Annotated in this window: 17 protein-coding genes and 1 pseudogene; 14 read left to right on the forward strand and 4 right to left on the reverse strand. The window is 64.8% G+C overall.

All coding sequences use genetic code 11. The features are described from left to right. Positions 1-364: 364 nt before the first annotated feature. The 7 genes from LRP30_RS04265 to LRP30_RS04295 all read left to right on the forward strand — a co-directional run bounded on the left by LRP30_RS04265 (position 365) and on the right by LRP30_RS04295 (position 5,797). Positions 365-643, forward strand: a complete 279-nt coding sequence (locus tag LRP30_RS04265) for a DUF3551 domain-containing protein (protein WP_249759455.1) — start codon at positions 365-367, stop codon at positions 641-643. Positions 644-677: 34 nt separating this feature from the next. Then, entirely contained in the window at positions 678-947 is a 270-nt protein-coding gene (locus LRP30_RS04270) for a DUF3551 domain-containing protein (RefSeq protein WP_128931260.1), read from the forward strand. A 229-nt stretch (positions 948-1,176) separates the two neighbouring features. After that, on the forward strand, positions 1,177-2,991 hold the full coding sequence (locus LRP30_RS04275) for a long-chain-acyl-CoA synthetase (protein WP_249759456.1): 1,815 nt from the start codon (positions 1,177-1,179) through the stop codon (positions 2,989-2,991). Positions 2,992-3,138: 147 nt separating this feature from the next. Then, entirely contained in the window at positions 3,139-3,384 is a 246-nt protein-coding gene (locus tag LRP30_RS04280; protein ID WP_015688794.1) for an acyl carrier protein, read from the forward strand. Beyond that, the gene (locus LRP30_RS04285) at positions 3,371-4,756 is read left to right on the forward strand and encodes a class I adenylate-forming enzyme family protein (RefSeq protein ID WP_249759457.1); all 1,386 of its coding nucleotides are present in this window, start codon (positions 3,371-3,373) and stop codon (positions 4,754-4,756) included. The genes LRP30_RS04280 and LRP30_RS04285 overlap by 14 nt, the downstream gene beginning before the upstream one ends. Then, a complete protein-coding gene (locus LRP30_RS04290; RefSeq protein WP_249759458.1) occupies positions 4,749-5,471 on the forward strand; it encodes an SDR family NAD(P)-dependent oxidoreductase in 723 nt (240 codons plus the stop codon). Before LRP30_RS04285 ends, LRP30_RS04290 begins: the two co-directional genes overlap by 8 nt. Positions 5,472-5,596: 125 nt before the next feature. Next, a complete protein-coding gene (locus LRP30_RS04295; RefSeq protein ID WP_128931264.1) occupies positions 5,597-5,797 on the forward strand; it encodes a hypothetical protein in 201 nt (66 codons plus the stop codon). 4 nt (positions 5,798-5,801) lie between these two features. Here the strand turns inward: LRP30_RS04295 and LRP30_RS04300 are convergent. Then, positions 5,802-6,187, reverse strand: a pseudogene (locus tag LRP30_RS04300) (hypothetical protein). A gap of 227 nt (positions 6,188-6,414) precedes the next feature. On the opposite strand from LRP30_RS04300, the gene LRP30_RS04305 reads away from it, so the two are divergent. Next, a complete protein-coding gene (locus LRP30_RS04305; RefSeq protein WP_249759459.1) occupies positions 6,415-7,560 on the forward strand; it encodes a DUF3095 domain-containing protein in 1,146 nt (381 codons plus the stop codon). Positions 7,561-7,567: 7 nt separating this feature from the next. On the opposite strand, the gene LRP30_RS04310 is transcribed toward LRP30_RS04305, so the two are convergent. The 3 genes from LRP30_RS04310 to LRP30_RS04320 form a co-directional block, all read right to left on the reverse strand. Then, complete coding sequence (locus LRP30_RS04310; RefSeq protein ID WP_249759460.1) at positions 7,568-8,002, reverse strand: DUF2147 domain-containing protein; 435 nt, start codon at positions 8,000-8,002, stop codon at positions 7,568-7,570. Between the two features lie 109 nt (positions 8,003-8,111). Next, positions 8,112-9,497 (reverse strand): MATE family efflux transporter, encoded by a 1,386-nt coding sequence (locus LRP30_RS04315; protein ID WP_249759461.1) that lies wholly within the window; start codon positions 9,495-9,497, stop codon positions 8,112-8,114. A gap of 82 nt (positions 9,498-9,579) precedes the next feature. Further along, positions 9,580-10,107 carry a GNAT family N-acetyltransferase gene (locus LRP30_RS04320; protein ID WP_128931268.1) on the reverse strand — a complete coding sequence of 176 codons (528 nt, stop codon included), beginning with the start codon at positions 10,105-10,107 and terminating at the stop codon, positions 9,580-9,582. A 245-nt stretch (positions 10,108-10,352) separates the two neighbouring features. Between LRP30_RS04320 and LRP30_RS04325 the strand changes: the two genes are divergently transcribed. From LRP30_RS04325 to LRP30_RS04350, 6 genes are all read left to right on the forward strand, one after another. Continuing rightward, positions 10,353-10,949, forward strand: coding sequence for a superoxide dismutase (locus LRP30_RS04325; RefSeq protein ID WP_061846478.1), 597 nt, complete (start codon positions 10,353-10,355; stop codon positions 10,947-10,949). A gap of 262 nt (positions 10,950-11,211) precedes the next feature. Then, a complete protein-coding gene (locus LRP30_RS04330) occupies positions 11,212-11,823 on the forward strand; it encodes a permease (RefSeq protein ID WP_249759462.1) in 612 nt (203 codons plus the stop codon). Then, complete coding sequence (locus LRP30_RS04335) at positions 11,820-12,320, forward strand: hypothetical protein (RefSeq protein ID WP_128931270.1); 501 nt, start codon at positions 11,820-11,822, stop codon at positions 12,318-12,320. The genes LRP30_RS04330 and LRP30_RS04335 overlap by 4 nt, the downstream gene beginning before the upstream one ends. A gap of 43 nt (positions 12,321-12,363) precedes the next feature. Then, entirely contained in the window at positions 12,364-12,588 is a 225-nt protein-coding gene (locus LRP30_RS04340; RefSeq protein WP_249759463.1) for a hypothetical protein, read from the forward strand. Between the two features lie 2 nt (positions 12,589-12,590). Then, a complete protein-coding gene (locus LRP30_RS04345) occupies positions 12,591-13,346 on the forward strand; it encodes an ABC transporter ATP-binding protein (RefSeq protein WP_164939302.1) in 756 nt (251 codons plus the stop codon). 6 nt (positions 13,347-13,352) lie between these two features. Next, positions 13,353-14,222 carry a metal ABC transporter permease gene (locus LRP30_RS04350; protein ID WP_128944457.1) on the forward strand — a complete coding sequence of 290 codons (870 nt, stop codon included), beginning with the start codon at positions 13,353-13,355 and terminating at the stop codon, positions 14,220-14,222.

A 14,222-nucleotide genomic window follows, 5' to 3' on the forward strand; every position in this document is an offset into this window, starting at 1 on the left:
GAGCCCCGAGCGCGAATGTGCGTTTCCTTCAGCCCCTATGTCTATTGATTGCCCTGGAACGTCGTTGGTCCGGGGCCAGTGTTGTAACCGAAAGAGTAGTCCGTTCGCTGCAGCCTGCGAACGGATTCCTGCTCCGGATGCTTGCGACCTTTGTCGAAGGAATGCTGTCGTGAGATATGCGTCCTGTGCAGGCCCGAAACGGAGCTCTTTTCCGCTTTTGCGTCGTTGCAGCGCCGTGTCTCATCCGTTTCGGTGCGTGTCACAAGCGGGAGAGGTATGAACAGGAACAATCGCTTCTTCCGCGTTGTTGTGCCATATCGAAATGAAATAACGCGTGCCGTTGCCACGATTCGAGGACTGCCCGATGCGCCTGCCGATCCTGACCCTCACCGCCATTGCCACGCTGTTCGTGGCGGCAGATGCCAGCGCCCAGACCTACGATCCGCGCTACCCGGTGTGCATGCATGTCTACACGCCCGGCGGCTTCGCCGGTGGCGGCGGCGATTATTACGACTGCTCCTTCACTTCGCTGCCGCAATGCCGTGCCACGGCGTCAGGCCGCTCCGCGAGCTGCGACGTCAATCCCTATTACGCTTTCGATGAACCGCCGCCGCCGCGCCGGCGCTACAAGAAGGTATATTAGCGCTTCCGCGATGCGACTTCCGAGGACCGTTTTCATGCGCCACTCATTCGGCCTGATCGCGACTTTCGGTGCCTTACTGGTAGCCGCGCCCTCACATGCGCAGACCTTTGATCCGCGCTACCCCGTCTGCATGCACGTCTATTCCGGCTCAAACGGCGGCGGCGGGGACTGGTACGAGTGCTCCTTTGTCTCGGTACCGCAGTGCCGCGCCACTGCGTCGGGCCGCGCCGCAACTTGCGATCTCAATCCGTACTTTGCCGTCAACGTCCCGGCATCGCGCCCGCGTTATAGGCGAAATGGTTAGCACCGGGCGGATTGCCGCGCGGTCTCGCCTGGGGCCTACCCCTTCCTGATCCCCGACAACTCCACCTTGCGCCAGCGATCGTCTCGGCCGGCAGCATGCCGCCGAACTCGCCCGCTTGGTAAAGGATCGCTAGCGTTAATCCCGCACTAACCGGGTTTTAGCCTGTCTCTTAACATCTGGGCAGGCTCGCAGGTCTAAGCTGCCGGATCAGCAGACACGTCCCGAAAGAATGAACGGCATGACCACCGGTGTCCTCGAGCAACCGAAAGCCGCGCGCGCCCCCTCGGCTTCGAAAATCTGGCTGAAGGCGATCGAGCTCACCGCGCGGATCGAGACGCTGCCGGGACGTCTGTTTGCGGACGTCGTCGACGATTGGGCGCAGCGCCAGCCCGATCGCGCAGCGCTGGTGACCGACGATGCCACTCTCGATTACGAAGGTCTGTCGAAAAGGATCAACCGCTATGCGCGCTGGGCTCGGTCGGCTGGCGTTGCCAAGGGCGACACCGTTGCTCTGATCATGCCGAATGGCATCGACTATGTCGCGGCCTGGCTCGGCATCAGCCGTATCGGCGGCGTGGCTGCGCTGATCAACACCAAGCTCATTGGGCAATCGCTCGCACATTGCGTCGACGTCGCAAAGCCGTCGCATGTCATCGTTGCGCATGAGCTGATGGAGATGTGGGACAGCGCGGCGCCGTACCTGAAGACGGACGCAAAAGTCTGGACCCATGGCGATGCCCGCAGCGAACGCGCGATCGACGTGGCGCTGGCCGCGCTCGACGATGGAGCGCTCTCGCCGGACGAACACGGCAACATCACCATCGATGACCGCGCGCTGCTGATCTATACCTCGGGCACCACGGGCTTGCCCAAGGCCGCCAGCATCAGTCACCGCCGCATCCTCAATTGGGGCTTTTGGTTCGCCGGCCTCACCGGCGCGACGCCGCAGGACCGGCTCTACGATTGCCTGCCGCTGTTCCACTCGGTCGGCGGCATCGTCGCGCCCTGCAGCATGCTGGCTGCCGGCGGCTCGGTAGTGATTGCGGAGAAGTTTTCGGCCTCGCATTTCTGGTCCGACATCGTCCGGCATGATTGCACGCTGTTCCAGTATATCGGCGAGCTCTGCCGTTATCTGCTCAAGGCGCCGCCGTCGGAATATGAGAACCGGCATCGCCTGCGGCTCGTCTGCGGCAACGGCCTGCGTGGCGACATCTGGGAAGACTTTCAGGCGCGCTTTTCCATTCCGGGCATCCTCGAGTTCTATGCTGCAACCGAGGGTAATTTCTCGCTGTTCAACGTCGATGGCCAGCCGGGCGCGATCGGCCGCATCCCGCCGCTGCTCGCGCATCGCTTTCCCGCAAGCCTTGTCAAGCTCGATCCCGATACCGGCGCGCCGCTGCGCAACGAAGAGGGCTTTTGCATCGCCTGCGTCCGTGGCGAGGCCGGGGAAGCGATCGGCCGCATCGGCACCGCGGACCAGGGCGGCGGCCGTTTCGAGGGCTATACCGACGCGGGCGAGACCGAGAAGAAGATCCTGCGCGACGTCTTCGCCAGCGGCGATGCCTGGTTCCGCACCGGCGACCTGATGCGGGTCGACGACAAGGGCTTCTTCCATTTCGTCGACCGCATCGGCGACACCTTCCGCTGGAAGGGCGAGAACGTCGCGACGTCGGAAGTGAACGATGCCGTGCGGGATTTCACCGGCGTGATCGATGCCACCACCTACGGCGTCAGCATCCCCGGTACCGACGGCCGCGCCGGCATGAGCGCGCTTGTTGTGAATGAGGGCTTTGAGATCGCCGCACTGCCTGCGCATCTGGCACAGCGCCTGCCGGCCTATGCCCGTCCCGTTTTCATTCGCATCTCTTGCGAGATCGATGCGACCGAGACCTTCAAGCAGAAGAAGGGCGACCTCGCGCGCGAAGGCTTCGATCCAGAGGCGATAACGGATGCGCTGTTCATGGCTGACCCGAAATCCGGCGCCTATGTCGCGCTTGATGCTGAGGCCTATGCGCAGATCGTGGACGGCGCGATCAGGTTGTAACGCTGCGAAAAATCCGCAGATAGGTCCAATTTTATCTGAATTGTCCAAGAAGCCATTTACTTCTGTCGGGTAAACAGGCGGCCATGGGGAGGCGGTCAGCAAGAGCCGCCGCAACGCGAACGATCGATAACAACAAGCGAGCCAGCCATGTCGGTAAGGTCTAAGGTCATTGAAGCGATCCAGCAGATCGCCAAGGAACAGCACGTCACGCTTCCTGCACTCTCGGACGATCTGTCCCTGCACGAGACGGGCTTCGACTCGCTCGCCTTCGCGATCCTGGTCGCGCGTCTTGAGGACGAGACCGGCGTCGACCCCTTCACCATTTCCGAGGACGCAGCGTTCCCCGCCACCGTGGGCGATTTCGTGCGGGCCTACGAAAATGTCCCCGCGTGAGATCTTTGCGCTTCGCGACCATCTCGGCGCGGAGCTGAAGGGCCGCACGCTGTCAGATGCGCAGACGAGCGTGTCGCTGACGGACATCCTGTCGCAGACGGTCCTCGGCGGCCGCCTGCGCGAATTGTCCGGCCGCTGTGTGCTGCTCAGGCTGTCCGACCAGCTCCGGTCGGGCCTTGCCATGATCGAGCTCGACGGCATCGCGCGTCGCATGCTGCTGTGCCCGCCCGATCTCAACCCGGCGCATCTCGATGCGTTGATCGCGGATGCCGGGATCGATGCCGTCGTGACTGACGAGCCGGATCGCTGGGCCAACACCGGCGTCGCGCTCATTGTCACTGCAGACCTGCCGCTCGAAGCGGCCGCGCCGGCGAAGACCGAACGTGCCACGGAATGGCTGATGCTGACTTCGGGTACGTCGGGCGTGCCCAAGATCGCCGGGCACACGCTGGAAGCACTCACCGGCGCAATCGTCGCCGAAGGCCCCGCGCGCGGACCTGCGCCGGTGTGGGCGACGTTCTACGACATCCGCCGCTATGGCGGGCTGCAAATCTTCCTCCGCGCCATCCTTTCCGGCGGCTCGATGGTGCTGTCGAACCCGCATGAGGCGTTGGCCGATCACGTCGCGCGGCTGAATGTGCGCGGCGTCTCGCATATCTCCGGCACGCCCTCGCACTGGCGCAAGCTCCTGATGAGCGGCTCGGCGGCACAGTTCGCGCCGGGTTACGTACGTCTCTCCGGCGAGATCGCCGATCAGGCGGTGCTGGACGGCTTGAAAGCGGCATTCCCCAATGCCTCCGTCGGTCATGCCTATGCCTCGACCGAGGCCGGCGTAGGCTTCGCTGTCAATGACGGGCTGGAGGGTTTTCCGGCCGACTATCTCGGTAACCGCAATGGTGTCGAGATGAAGGTGGTCGACGGCTCGCTGCGCATCCGCTCGACGCGCACCGCGCACGCTTACATTGGCCGCAACGCTGCCGCGCTCACCGATGCGGACGGCTTTGTCGATAGCGGCGACATCGTCGAGCTGCGCGGCGATCGCTATTATTTCGTCGGCCGCCGCGGCGGCATCATCAATATCGGCGGGCTGAAGGTTCACCCCGAGGAGATCGAGGCAGCGATCAACCGCCATCCCGACGTGCGGATGTCGCGGGCCAAATCCCGCCGCAGCCCGATCACCGGCGGCATCGTCGTCGCCGACGTGATCCTCGTCGCCGACGGCTCCGATCCCGCCCGCGCGAATGAGATCCGCGACCAGATCCTTGACCAGTGCCGCGCCCAGCTCGCCTCGCACAAGGTGCCGGCGGTGATCCGCTTCGTCGAGGCGCTCGACGTCACTCCGGCCGGCAAACTGGCGCGCACCGATGCATAATGTTCTCGTCACCGGCGGCAGCCGCGGCATTGGCCTTGCGATCGCAAGGCGCCTCGCCGGCGCTGGCTTCAACGTGATTGCCGCCGCACGGCGCGAGAGCGAGGAGCTCAAGGCCGCAATCGCCGCGTCCGAGCAATGCCTGCATTTCCGCGCCTGCGATCTCGCCGTGATCGACGCGATCCCCGCTTTCGCAAAGCTCGTCCGCGACGAATTCGGCCCGATCTACGGCCTCGTCAACAATGCCGGCCTCGGCACCGAAGGCCTGCTCGCCACCATGCACAATTCCGAGATCGAGGCGCTGGTGGAGCTCAACGTGCTGTCGCCGATCATCCTCACCAAATATGTCGCGCGGCAGATGATGGCCGATGGCGCCGGCCGCATCATCAACATCTCCTCGATCATCGCGACCACCGGCTATAATGGCCTCTCCGTCTACGGCGCCACCAAGGCGGCCGCGACCGGCTTCACCCGCTCGCTGGCGCGCGAGGTCGGCAAGCTCGGCATCACCGTGAATGCGATCGCGCCGGGATTCATCGACACCGAGCTGACGCACAATCTCTCCGACGAGGGACGCAAACGCATCGCCGGCCGCAGCGCACTGCGCCGCCTGCCGGAGACAGAGGACGTCGCGCGCATGGTGGAATATCTGCTCGGTGAGGGCGGCCGCAACGTCACCGGCACCGTGTTCACGATCGACGCGGGGAATACGGCGTAGCGGAACTCTGTCGCCGCAATAGATTTGATCCGGCTCAATTTGAATTCACCGGATTTGGTCGTATGATGCCCCGCAATCGGTTGGGTTACGTCAATCGATCTGCCCTAATCGACAGGGAGCAGTCCATGACCGCTTCGAACCTGGGCCGCGCGTCAGCAGAGCAGTCTTGCTCGAGGCCGGACGATGTCCATTGCCAGCCGATGTCGCATCAGAATTCCGGTGATCACGGCCACGAAATGTATCCGCAGCAATTCGTGCGGCTGGTCGGCTGTCACGATGTCCCCGCGTCAACGGTGCGCAAGCGTCAGGACGAGAAGCTGCACTAGCCACTCACCTCTGATGCTTCGGCAAGTCAATTCGTTCATGTGAGAACTCCGGCGGCCCCTCGGTGAGGCGGCGATGCGGCGCTCGCGTTCGTCTGCCGGCAATGCGGGATCAAGCAGTGCGTCGATCTCGTGCACGGCGATGTATTCAATCTGCGTGGCGTCCGATGTGATCGCGTGCGCTGATGCCGGTTCGGCAGGCGCGATCTTCAGCGCCAGTTCGACGAGCTTGCAGATTGCATCCGAGCGGGTCAGCTGATGGGCTTCAGCCCAGGCATCGACGGCGGCGGTCAGCCGTTCCGGCATCTTCACCGCGCTGATTGCGTCGAGGCCCGTGCGCCGGCGTACGGGTGAGGTCGAGTCCTTGTTGCCGATGTCGGACACTTCGATGATCCCGGGCATTCATTTTCGATAAATCAAGAGTAAACGACTTTTGCGGTGTGTCGTTTGATGTCGATCAATGACAAACTGCAGCACTGCATCGCGGTGCGAGCTTGTTGTCCGGCTCCATTTCGGCCAATGATCGGGACGTCGCGGAGAGGCCGGCCGGCGAACCCGGATCGATCCTGCCACGTATCTACTTTTCGCAACGCGCCATCCCAACCGTCCGGCATCACCCGATGACATCAGGCGAATCCTTCTACAGCGGCATTCCGGTCTTCCGTGGTTTCACCAGCCTGATGGACCCGGTGCTGTATGCGCCGCTGCCGGACGACTGGAGCGTCGGCGTTGCCGACATCGTCGATTCGACCAAGGCTATCGCGGCGCAGCGCTACAAGGCGGTGAACATGGCCGGCGCCGCCGTGATCGCGGCGGTGACCAACGCGTTGGAGGGGCGCGAATTCCCCTTCGTGTTCGGCGGCGACGGTGCCAGCTTTGCGGTCGCGCCTCACGATCTCGAACTGGCCCGCGACGCGCTGGCGGCGACCGCGACCTGGGTGCGTGAGGATCTTGATCTGAAGATGCGCGTCGCCCTGGTGCCGGTCAGCGCCATCCGTGCGCAAGGCCTCGACGTACGCGTCGCACGCTTCGGTCCGTCGGCGAACCTGTCCTATGCGATGTTCTCCGGCGGCGGCCTCGCCTGGGCCGACGCCGCGATGAAGCGCGGCGAGTTCGCAGTGACCGAGGCGCCGGACGGCACGCAGCCCGATCTCTCCGGCCTGTCCTGCCGCTTCGAGGTGATGCCGGCGTCACGCGGATTGATCCTGTCGGTGCTGGTGATGCCAGCGCGTGGCGCTGACCCGCTGGCTTTCCGCAAAGTGATCGAGGACATCATCCATCTCGTCGAGCGCAGTCCGGATGGCGGCCGCCCGGTGCCGGCGCAGGGGCCGCCGCTGAAATGGCCGCCGCAGGGGCTGGATTATGAAGCCCGCAGCAGGCGCGGCGGCCCGCTGCTTGCGCGCCGGGCCGCCGTCCTGGCCTACACGTTGTTCGCCTATCTGATCATGCGCTTCGACATCAAAGTCGGCGGCTTCGTGCCAGACGTCTACAAGCGTCAGGTGGTCGAGAACTCGGACTTCAGGAAATATGACGACGGATTGCGCATGATCCTCGACTGTACGAACGAGCTCGAGCGCGCGCTGAGCGATCGTCTCGCTGCAGCCGCGCGCGAGGGCATCGTGCGCTACGGCCTCTATCAGCAGGACGCTGCGATGATGACCTGCTTCACGCCCTCGGCGCTGCGCAGCGACCACGTCCATTTCATCGACGGCGCGCGGGGCGGCTATGCCTCGGCTGCGACGGCGTTGAAGGCAATGACGACGTGAGCGGCGGCTATCGCCCCGCGCGCGTCCAGGTCTCGCCGCCGCAGAGCGCGCCGACGCAGCCCTCGACGCGCAGCGAATCCGCGCCCATCACGCTGATACTGCTCGCATAGGTGCTGCCGTCGTCGGCATTGTAGATCTGGCCCGACCATTTGTTCGGAGCTGACGGCTGCATGCCGCTGAACAATGGCAGGCCGATCATCGGACGCCTGGCGAGCGCGGGATTGGGATTCTTATTGTCGGTCGCGGGCTGGCCGGTCGCGGTGTCCATGGGTTCGCGCAGCCAGACGATGTGGCCGCAGATGCCGCCGCCGCATTTGCTGATCTTCACGCGCGCATCACCCGCCTGGGTGAGCCAGGTCCCGTCGGCGCTCTGCGCATGGGCGCTCGTCGCGCCAAGCAGCGCAGCCAGGACGACGAAGGGAATCGCGAATCTGCTGAACATGGAGAGAGCCCCCGAAAATGACGGCGCCTCCATAGCAGTCCGGCAGAATAGTGCAACGCTGGATGGAATCACATTCCTGCGCTTACTGTCTGTGCTTATTCGCCTGCGCTCATTTGCCCCAGTGCACGAAGGCGACCGAGACGGCGGTCGAGAGCCCGAACACGACCATCGCGCAGCCGACCAGAGCGAACAAGGTCCAGGCCGGCGCCTGCAACGTCATGAGGCCGACGCCGCCGATCGCGACGATCAGGAGCCGCGCTGTGGAGGCGAGCACGGGCCCGCCGACGCGCGCCGCGCCTTGTGAGGAGAAGTACAACGACACGCCCATGCCGAAGAACACGAAGGCCGGACCTGCCCAGTGGAAATAGCTGTGGGCGGCGGCGGTAACGCCCGGATCCCGCGTGAACAGCGCGACCCACAGCGACGGATCGAGCGCGATCCCGAGGCCGATCAGGCCGACCGTGAGTCCAGAGGCGGCGGCCGCGGTCCAGGCCACGCGCCGCGCGCGCTTCAGATGTCCGGCGCCGATCGCCATGCCGACCATCGGTACCGATGCGATGCCGAAGGCGAAGGTGATCGGGATCAGCAAGAATTCCAGCCGCGAGCCGATGCCGTAGCCGGCCAGCATCTCGGTGCCGAAGGTCGCGAGGATTTTTGTGAAGATCAGAATGGTGAGCACGGTCTGGAGTGGCGACAGGCAGGCCACCGCGCCCACATTGAGAATGTCCACGAACATCGCGCGCTCGAAATGGAAGGCGCGGAAGTCGAGCGGCAGCCTGCTGCGGCCGGACAAGAGGTACCAGAGCAAGAAGATCGCGGCACAGCTGAACGCGATCAGCTGGCCGCTCGCGACGCCGGGCATGCCGAATTGCTTCACGCCGAACAGGCCAAGCCCCAGCGTGCCGCCGAGTGCGACCTGGAGCAGGCTCGCCCCGATCAACGTCATCGAAGGCAGACGCATGTCGCCGGTGCCGCGGATCACCGAGGCCAGCGTATTGACGAGCCAGATCGCAACCGCGCCGGAGAACAGCACCTGCGAGTAGCCGCTGGCCTCCTCCAGCACGCGCTCGCGGCCGCCGAGCAGCGCGAAGAACGAGCGGCCGAAGATGAGCATCATCACCGTGAAGAACAGGCCGCCGCAGAGGCCGATGATGGCGGCATGCAGCGCCAGCGTCGCGGCGCGGTCGCGATCTCCTGCGCCGAGCGCGCGGCTGATCGCGGAGGAGACGCCGCCGCCCATCGCGCCCGCGCTCATCATCTGCGTCAGCATCGCGAACGGAAACACCAGCGCGATCGCGGCGAGCGGGATGGTGCCGAGCCGGCCGATATAGGAAGTCTCTGCGATCGCAACCAGCGTGCTGCCGACCATCGCGATCATGTTTGGGATCGCGAGCCGCAGCAATGTCGGCAGGATCGGCGCCGTCAGCAGGTTGGCGATGGGGGAGGCGACCGGCGCAAGCGGCGGGACGGCGTCTGCAGGGGCGTCGATCGTCATGTTCACCGGGCGGAATATTAAATGATGGTCGACATATTATAGGGTGTGAGGCGGCCGGCGCAGCCCTCCGCTCACGCAGGGCTCACCAGGGCAGGCCGCATAGGTCGATGGTGCCTAGCGTCGGCGCCCGGACGATGTCGAAGACGTAGGGTGCCATGTAGTCGAAGCGGATTCGTCCCTCCGGCTGCTCGCAATAGACCTCGCCCTTGAAGGGCTGCCATCGGCGCGCCTCGTAGAACGCGAAATTGTGCGGCTCGCAGAACAACAGCGCGAAGCGCACCGCCTCGTTGGCGCGCATAGTGTGCACCGCCGCGTCGATCGCCATGGTTGCATAGCCGCGACCGCGCCGGTCCTCGCGGGTACAGACGCCTCCGATGCCGCCGACATGGACCTTCTGTCCGTTCCAGGTGACGGTCCGGAAGTAGACGCCGACATGGCAGACGAGGCCGTCGTCGGGCGTGTCGAGCAGCACGCGAAGATGAGCGTTATCCCATTTGACGTGAGCCCAAGGCTTATCCGCAACCATGTGTGGGCCCCAGATTGCCTGGTGCAGCGGCTCTGCGATCGGCCACGAGGCGTCGCCGTTCAAAATGTCGATCTCGATGCTCATGGCTCTGTCTTTCGCAAGGTCGGTCCGTGGTGCATTCGTTCTGCCATAAGCGCCTCAAAGGCAATGATATTTTGCATCACGCCACCAAGGCCGCGCGAATGTCCGCGTGCTGCGACGATTTTATGCAATCGTGCCAAGCGTTCGCATCACGCATTTTCGCAAATTGGCGGTATTTAACGACGCAGGAACCTTCTATAAGGGGTGACCGTTAGAACTCGTTCCCCACCAGTTGCGGACAAGAAGCCATGACCTTTACGCTGCCCCCTCTCCCTTACGCCTATGACGCCCTCGGCCAGTATATGTCGAAGGAGACGCTGGAATATCATCACGACAAGCATCATCAGGCCTACGTCACCAACGGCAACAACGCGCTCAAGGGGACCGAATGGGAAGGCAAATCCCTTGAAGAGATCGTCAAGGGCTCGTTCGGCAAGAACCCCGCGGTGTTCAACAATGCCGGCCAGCACTACAACCACATCCACTTCTGGAGCTGGATGAAGCCCAATGGCGGCGGCACCAAGCTGCCCGGCAAGCTCGAGAAGAAGATCAACGAGGACCTCGGCGGCTTCGATAAATTCAAGACCGACTTCCAGGCGGCCGGCGTCGGCCAGTTCGGCTCCGGCTGGTGCTGGCTCCAGGTCAAGAACGGCAAGCTCGAGATCTCCAAGACCCCGAACGGCGAGAATCCGCTGGTGCACGGCGCCACCCCGATCCTCGGCTGCGACGTCTGGGAGCACTCCTACTACATCGACTATCGCAACCGCCGTCCGGACTATCTCAAGGCGTTCGTCGAGAACCTCGTGAACTGGGAATACGTCGAGTCGCTGTTCGAGAAGGCGTAGGCATTTGGAGTCATTCCGGGGCGCGCCAGTGCCGACCCGGAATCCATTTGTCCACTCGGGATGACGCCCGATGGATTCCGGGTTCGGCGCTGACGCGCCCCGGAATGACAGAGTAGAGAAGGGCGGTCGCATGCGCGGCCGCCTTTTTGCTGTGCGGAATTGCCCTGCGCGGTGCGCGTATCGGCCTGTGATCGTTCCGTTTGCATCGCATGGGCAGCCCCCTTAAGCAGGATGGGCATCACCCTCGATCCGACCGAGCCCGTTGTCAGAACCTTCCCCGAAAGACCCGGCGTCTGCCGAGGACGCGGACTCCGAGCCGCGGCCGGGGCGTGCGCGCAAGCCGATCGGCTGGTCGACCATCATCATCGCGGCCCTGGTGGCGGTGAGCGCGGGTCTGGTCTGGCGGCGTGACGGCACCGATGGTGTTCTCGACATTCTCACCCACGACCTCTCGCTGTTCGGCGGCATCCTGCCGCGCGTGCTCGCCGGTTGCCTGCTTGGTGCGTTCATCTCGGAAATCCTGCCGCACGAAAAAGTCTCGCGCTCGCTCGGGCCGAAATCCGGCCTGATGGGGCTTCTGATCGGCACCGCCTTCGGCGCGATCCTGCCCGGCGGTCCCTTCACCGCCTATCCGGTGGCGAGCGCGCTGCTCGCGGTCGGTGCCGATTTCGGCGCCACCATCGCCATGGTCGTGAGCTGGACCCTGATCGGCTACGGCCGGGCGGTGGCCTGGGAAATCCCGATCATGGGCACCGATTTCACGCTGTGGCGGATCGTGATCTCGCTGCCGCTGCCGGTGCTCGCCGGCGCGCTCGGCCGCTTCGTCTATGTCCGGCTCTATCCGAAGCCAATCCCGAAGGGCGACGAGACGTGAGCGCCGCGCTCCTGATCGACATCCTGTTGTGGGGCTCGGTGTTCGGCGTCGGCCTGATCGCCTTCCGCCGCAGCCCTGCCGTGTTCAAGGCTTCTCTGCGCGAAGGCTCGATGGACTTCATCAACATCGTGCCGCGGATCGCGCTGGGGGTGATCGGCTCCGGCTACATCGCCGCCATCATCCCGCAAGAGGTGATCACCGGCTGGCTCGGGCCGGACAGTGGCTGGCTTGGGGTCGCGTCTGCCGTGGTCGCCGGCGCCGCCACGCCGGGCGGGCCTGTGATCGGCTTCTCTATCGGCACGGTGGCATTGAAGTCCGGCGGCGGGGTGCCTCAGGTGGTTGCTTATGTCGTTGCCTGGGCCCTGTTCGCCTTCCAGCGGGTGATCCTGTGGGAGATCCCGTTCATGCCGGCCCGGTTCGTCTGGTTTCGTTGCGCGGTGTCGGTGCCGTTCCCGTTCGTAGCGGCCGCCATCGCCATGCTGATCGACCGGCCCTGAGCCCGGCGTGGACAGGCGCAATGTTATAATATAACGTCTTGGGATGGTTCCCGCCGCCTCTCACGCCCATCATCACGACCATTCCCACGACCACGCCCATTCGCACGGGCACGACCACACCCATGCCCATGTCCATGACGCGGCTTCGCCGCATCCGGCTCAAGCGGCGCCGTGGTCGATCCTGCGCATGACCATGGCGGGGCGCCTCGCGGCCGCGCTTACCGTCTGCGCCGTGCTCTGGGGCATGGTCTTCCTGGCGATGAGGTGACCATGGCACAGCTAGCCTTCCACAACGTCACGCTCGGCTATGACCGGCATCCGGCCGTGCACCATCTCAACGGCGAGGTCGCACCCGGTGCGCTGGTCGCCGTGATCGGCCCGAACGGCGCCGGCAAATCGACGTTGCTGCGCGGCATCGTCGGCATCCTCAAGCCGCTCGACGGCAGCATCCATCTCGGAGGCCGCGACAGCAGGGACATCGCCTACCTGCCGCAGAGCGCGGAGATCGACCGCAGCTTTCCGATCTCGGTGTTCGATTTCGTCGGCACCGGGCTGTGGCGCGGGACGGGCCTGTTCGGCGGCATCGGCAAGGCTGCGCGGCAAAAAATCCTGCGCGCGATCGCCGCCGTTGGTCTCAACGGGTTCGAGAACCGCCCAATCGGCACGCTCTCCGGCGGCCAGATGCAGCGCGTGCTGTTCGCGCGGGTGCTGCTCCAGGACGCGACCTTGATCGTGCTCGACGAGCCCTTCAACGCCATCGACAGCAAGACCACGGCCGATCTGCTCGCGCTGGTGAAGGAGTGGCACACCGAGGGCCGCACCGTGCTGGCCGCGTTGCATGACATGGAGATGGTGCGCACCCATTTCAGCGAGACGCTGGTGCTGGCGCGCGGCCCCGTGGCGTGGGGACCGACGGCCGAGGTGCTGACGCCGGAGAATTTGATGGTCGCGATGCGGATGTGCGAGGCCTTCGACGACAGTGCGGCGGCCTGCGCGGCCGACGACGGGCGTTCGCAGGCGGCGTGATCGCAAATGGCCTATGATGCGCTGATCGGTCCGTTCACCGAATTCGAGTTCATGCGGCGGGCACTCGCCGCCGTGATCGCGCTGTCGCTGGCGGGCGCGCCGATCGGCGTGTTCCTGATGCTGCGGCGGATGAGTCTCGTCGGCGATGCCATGGCGCATGCGATCCTGCCGGGCGCCGCCGTCGGCTTCCTGCTCTCCGGGCTCAACCTGTTCGCGATGACCGCCGGCGGCCTGATCGCCGGCTTTGCGGTCGCGATCCTCGCCGGTGTGGTCGCACGCTCGACCGGGCTGAAGGAGGACGCTTCGCTGGCCACCTTCTATCTGGCCTCGCTCGCGCTCGGCGTCACCATCGTTTCGATCAAGGGCACCAATATCGATCTCTTGCATGTGCTGTTCGGCAACATCCTCGCGATGGACGACCAGACGCTGCTGGTGGTGGCCTTCAACGCCACGGTGACGCTGCTCGTGCTCGCCGTGATCTACCGCCCGCTGGTGGTCGAGAGCGTCGATCCCTTGTTCCTGCGCACGGTGAGCCGCGCCGGGGGGCCTGCGCATCTCGCTTTCCTCGCGCTCGTCGTGATCAACCTCGTCAACGGCTTTCAGGCACTCGGCACGCTGCTTGCGGTCGGCCTCATGATCCTGCCGGCCGGCATTGCGCGGTTCTGGTCACGCGATCTCACCGCCATGATCTGCATCGCGGTCGTCGCTGCCGCCGTCTCGGGCTATGCCGGCCTCGTGCTGTCGTTCCAGACCCGCGTGCCGTCGGGCCCTGCGATCATTCTCGTGGCGACGGCGCTCTATGTGGTCTCCGTCCTGTTCGGCCGCGTCGGCGGTATCGTCCGGCAATTGTTTCCCGGCCGGCATCTGGAAGCGTGA

This window comes from Bradyrhizobium sp. C-145 (genome assembly GCF_023375135.1).
Classification (GTDB): Bacteria; Pseudomonadota; Alphaproteobacteria; order Rhizobiales; family Xanthobacteraceae; genus Bradyrhizobium; species Bradyrhizobium zhanjiangense.

What these genes read in the sequence shown, in the direction of transcription:
- LRP30_RS04340 (WP_249759463.1), top strand. Translation starts at nt 12,364, where the DNA reads ATGGTTCCCGCCGCCTCTCACGCCCATCATCACGACCATTCCCACGAC.
- LRP30_RS04350 (WP_128944457.1), top strand. Translation starts at nt 13,353, where the DNA reads ATGGCCTATGATGCGCTGATCGGTCCGTTCACCGAATTCGAGTTCATG.
- LRP30_RS04265 (WP_249759455.1), top strand. Translation starts at nt 365, where the DNA reads ATGCGCCTGCCGATCCTGACCCTCACCGCCATTGCCACGCTGTTCGTG.
- LRP30_RS04320 (WP_128931268.1), bottom strand. Translation starts at nt 10,107, where the DNA reads ATGAGCATCGAGATCGACATTTTGAACGGCGACGCCTCGTGGCCGATC.
- LRP30_RS04315 (WP_249759461.1), bottom strand. Translation starts at nt 9,497, where the DNA reads ATGACGATCGACGCCCCTGCAGACGCCGTCCCGCCGCTTGCGCCGGTC.
- LRP30_RS04305 (WP_249759459.1), top strand. Translation starts at nt 6,415, where the DNA reads ATGACATCAGGCGAATCCTTCTACAGCGGCATTCCGGTCTTCCGTGGT.
- LRP30_RS04290 (WP_249759458.1), top strand. Translation starts at nt 4,749, where the DNA reads ATGCATAATGTTCTCGTCACCGGCGGCAGCCGCGGCATTGGCCTTGCG.
- LRP30_RS04275 (WP_249759456.1), top strand. Translation starts at nt 1,177, where the DNA reads ATGAACGGCATGACCACCGGTGTCCTCGAGCAACCGAAAGCCGCGCGC.
- LRP30_RS04285 (WP_249759457.1), top strand. Translation starts at nt 3,371, where the DNA reads ATGTCCCCGCGTGAGATCTTTGCGCTTCGCGACCATCTCGGCGCGGAG.
- LRP30_RS04295 (WP_128931264.1), top strand. Translation starts at nt 5,597, where the DNA reads ATGACCGCTTCGAACCTGGGCCGCGCGTCAGCAGAGCAGTCTTGCTCG.
- LRP30_RS04325 (WP_061846478.1), top strand. Translation starts at nt 10,353, where the DNA reads ATGACCTTTACGCTGCCCCCTCTCCCTTACGCCTATGACGCCCTCGGC.
- LRP30_RS04270 (WP_128931260.1), top strand. Translation starts at nt 678, where the DNA reads ATGCGCCACTCATTCGGCCTGATCGCGACTTTCGGTGCCTTACTGGTA.
- LRP30_RS04345 (WP_164939302.1), top strand. Translation starts at nt 12,591, where the DNA reads ATGGCACAGCTAGCCTTCCACAACGTCACGCTCGGCTATGACCGGCAT.
- LRP30_RS04280 (WP_015688794.1), top strand. Translation starts at nt 3,139, where the DNA reads ATGTCGGTAAGGTCTAAGGTCATTGAAGCGATCCAGCAGATCGCCAAG.
- LRP30_RS04310 (WP_249759460.1), bottom strand. Translation starts at nt 8,002, where the DNA reads ATGTTCAGCAGATTCGCGATTCCCTTCGTCGTCCTGGCTGCGCTGCTT.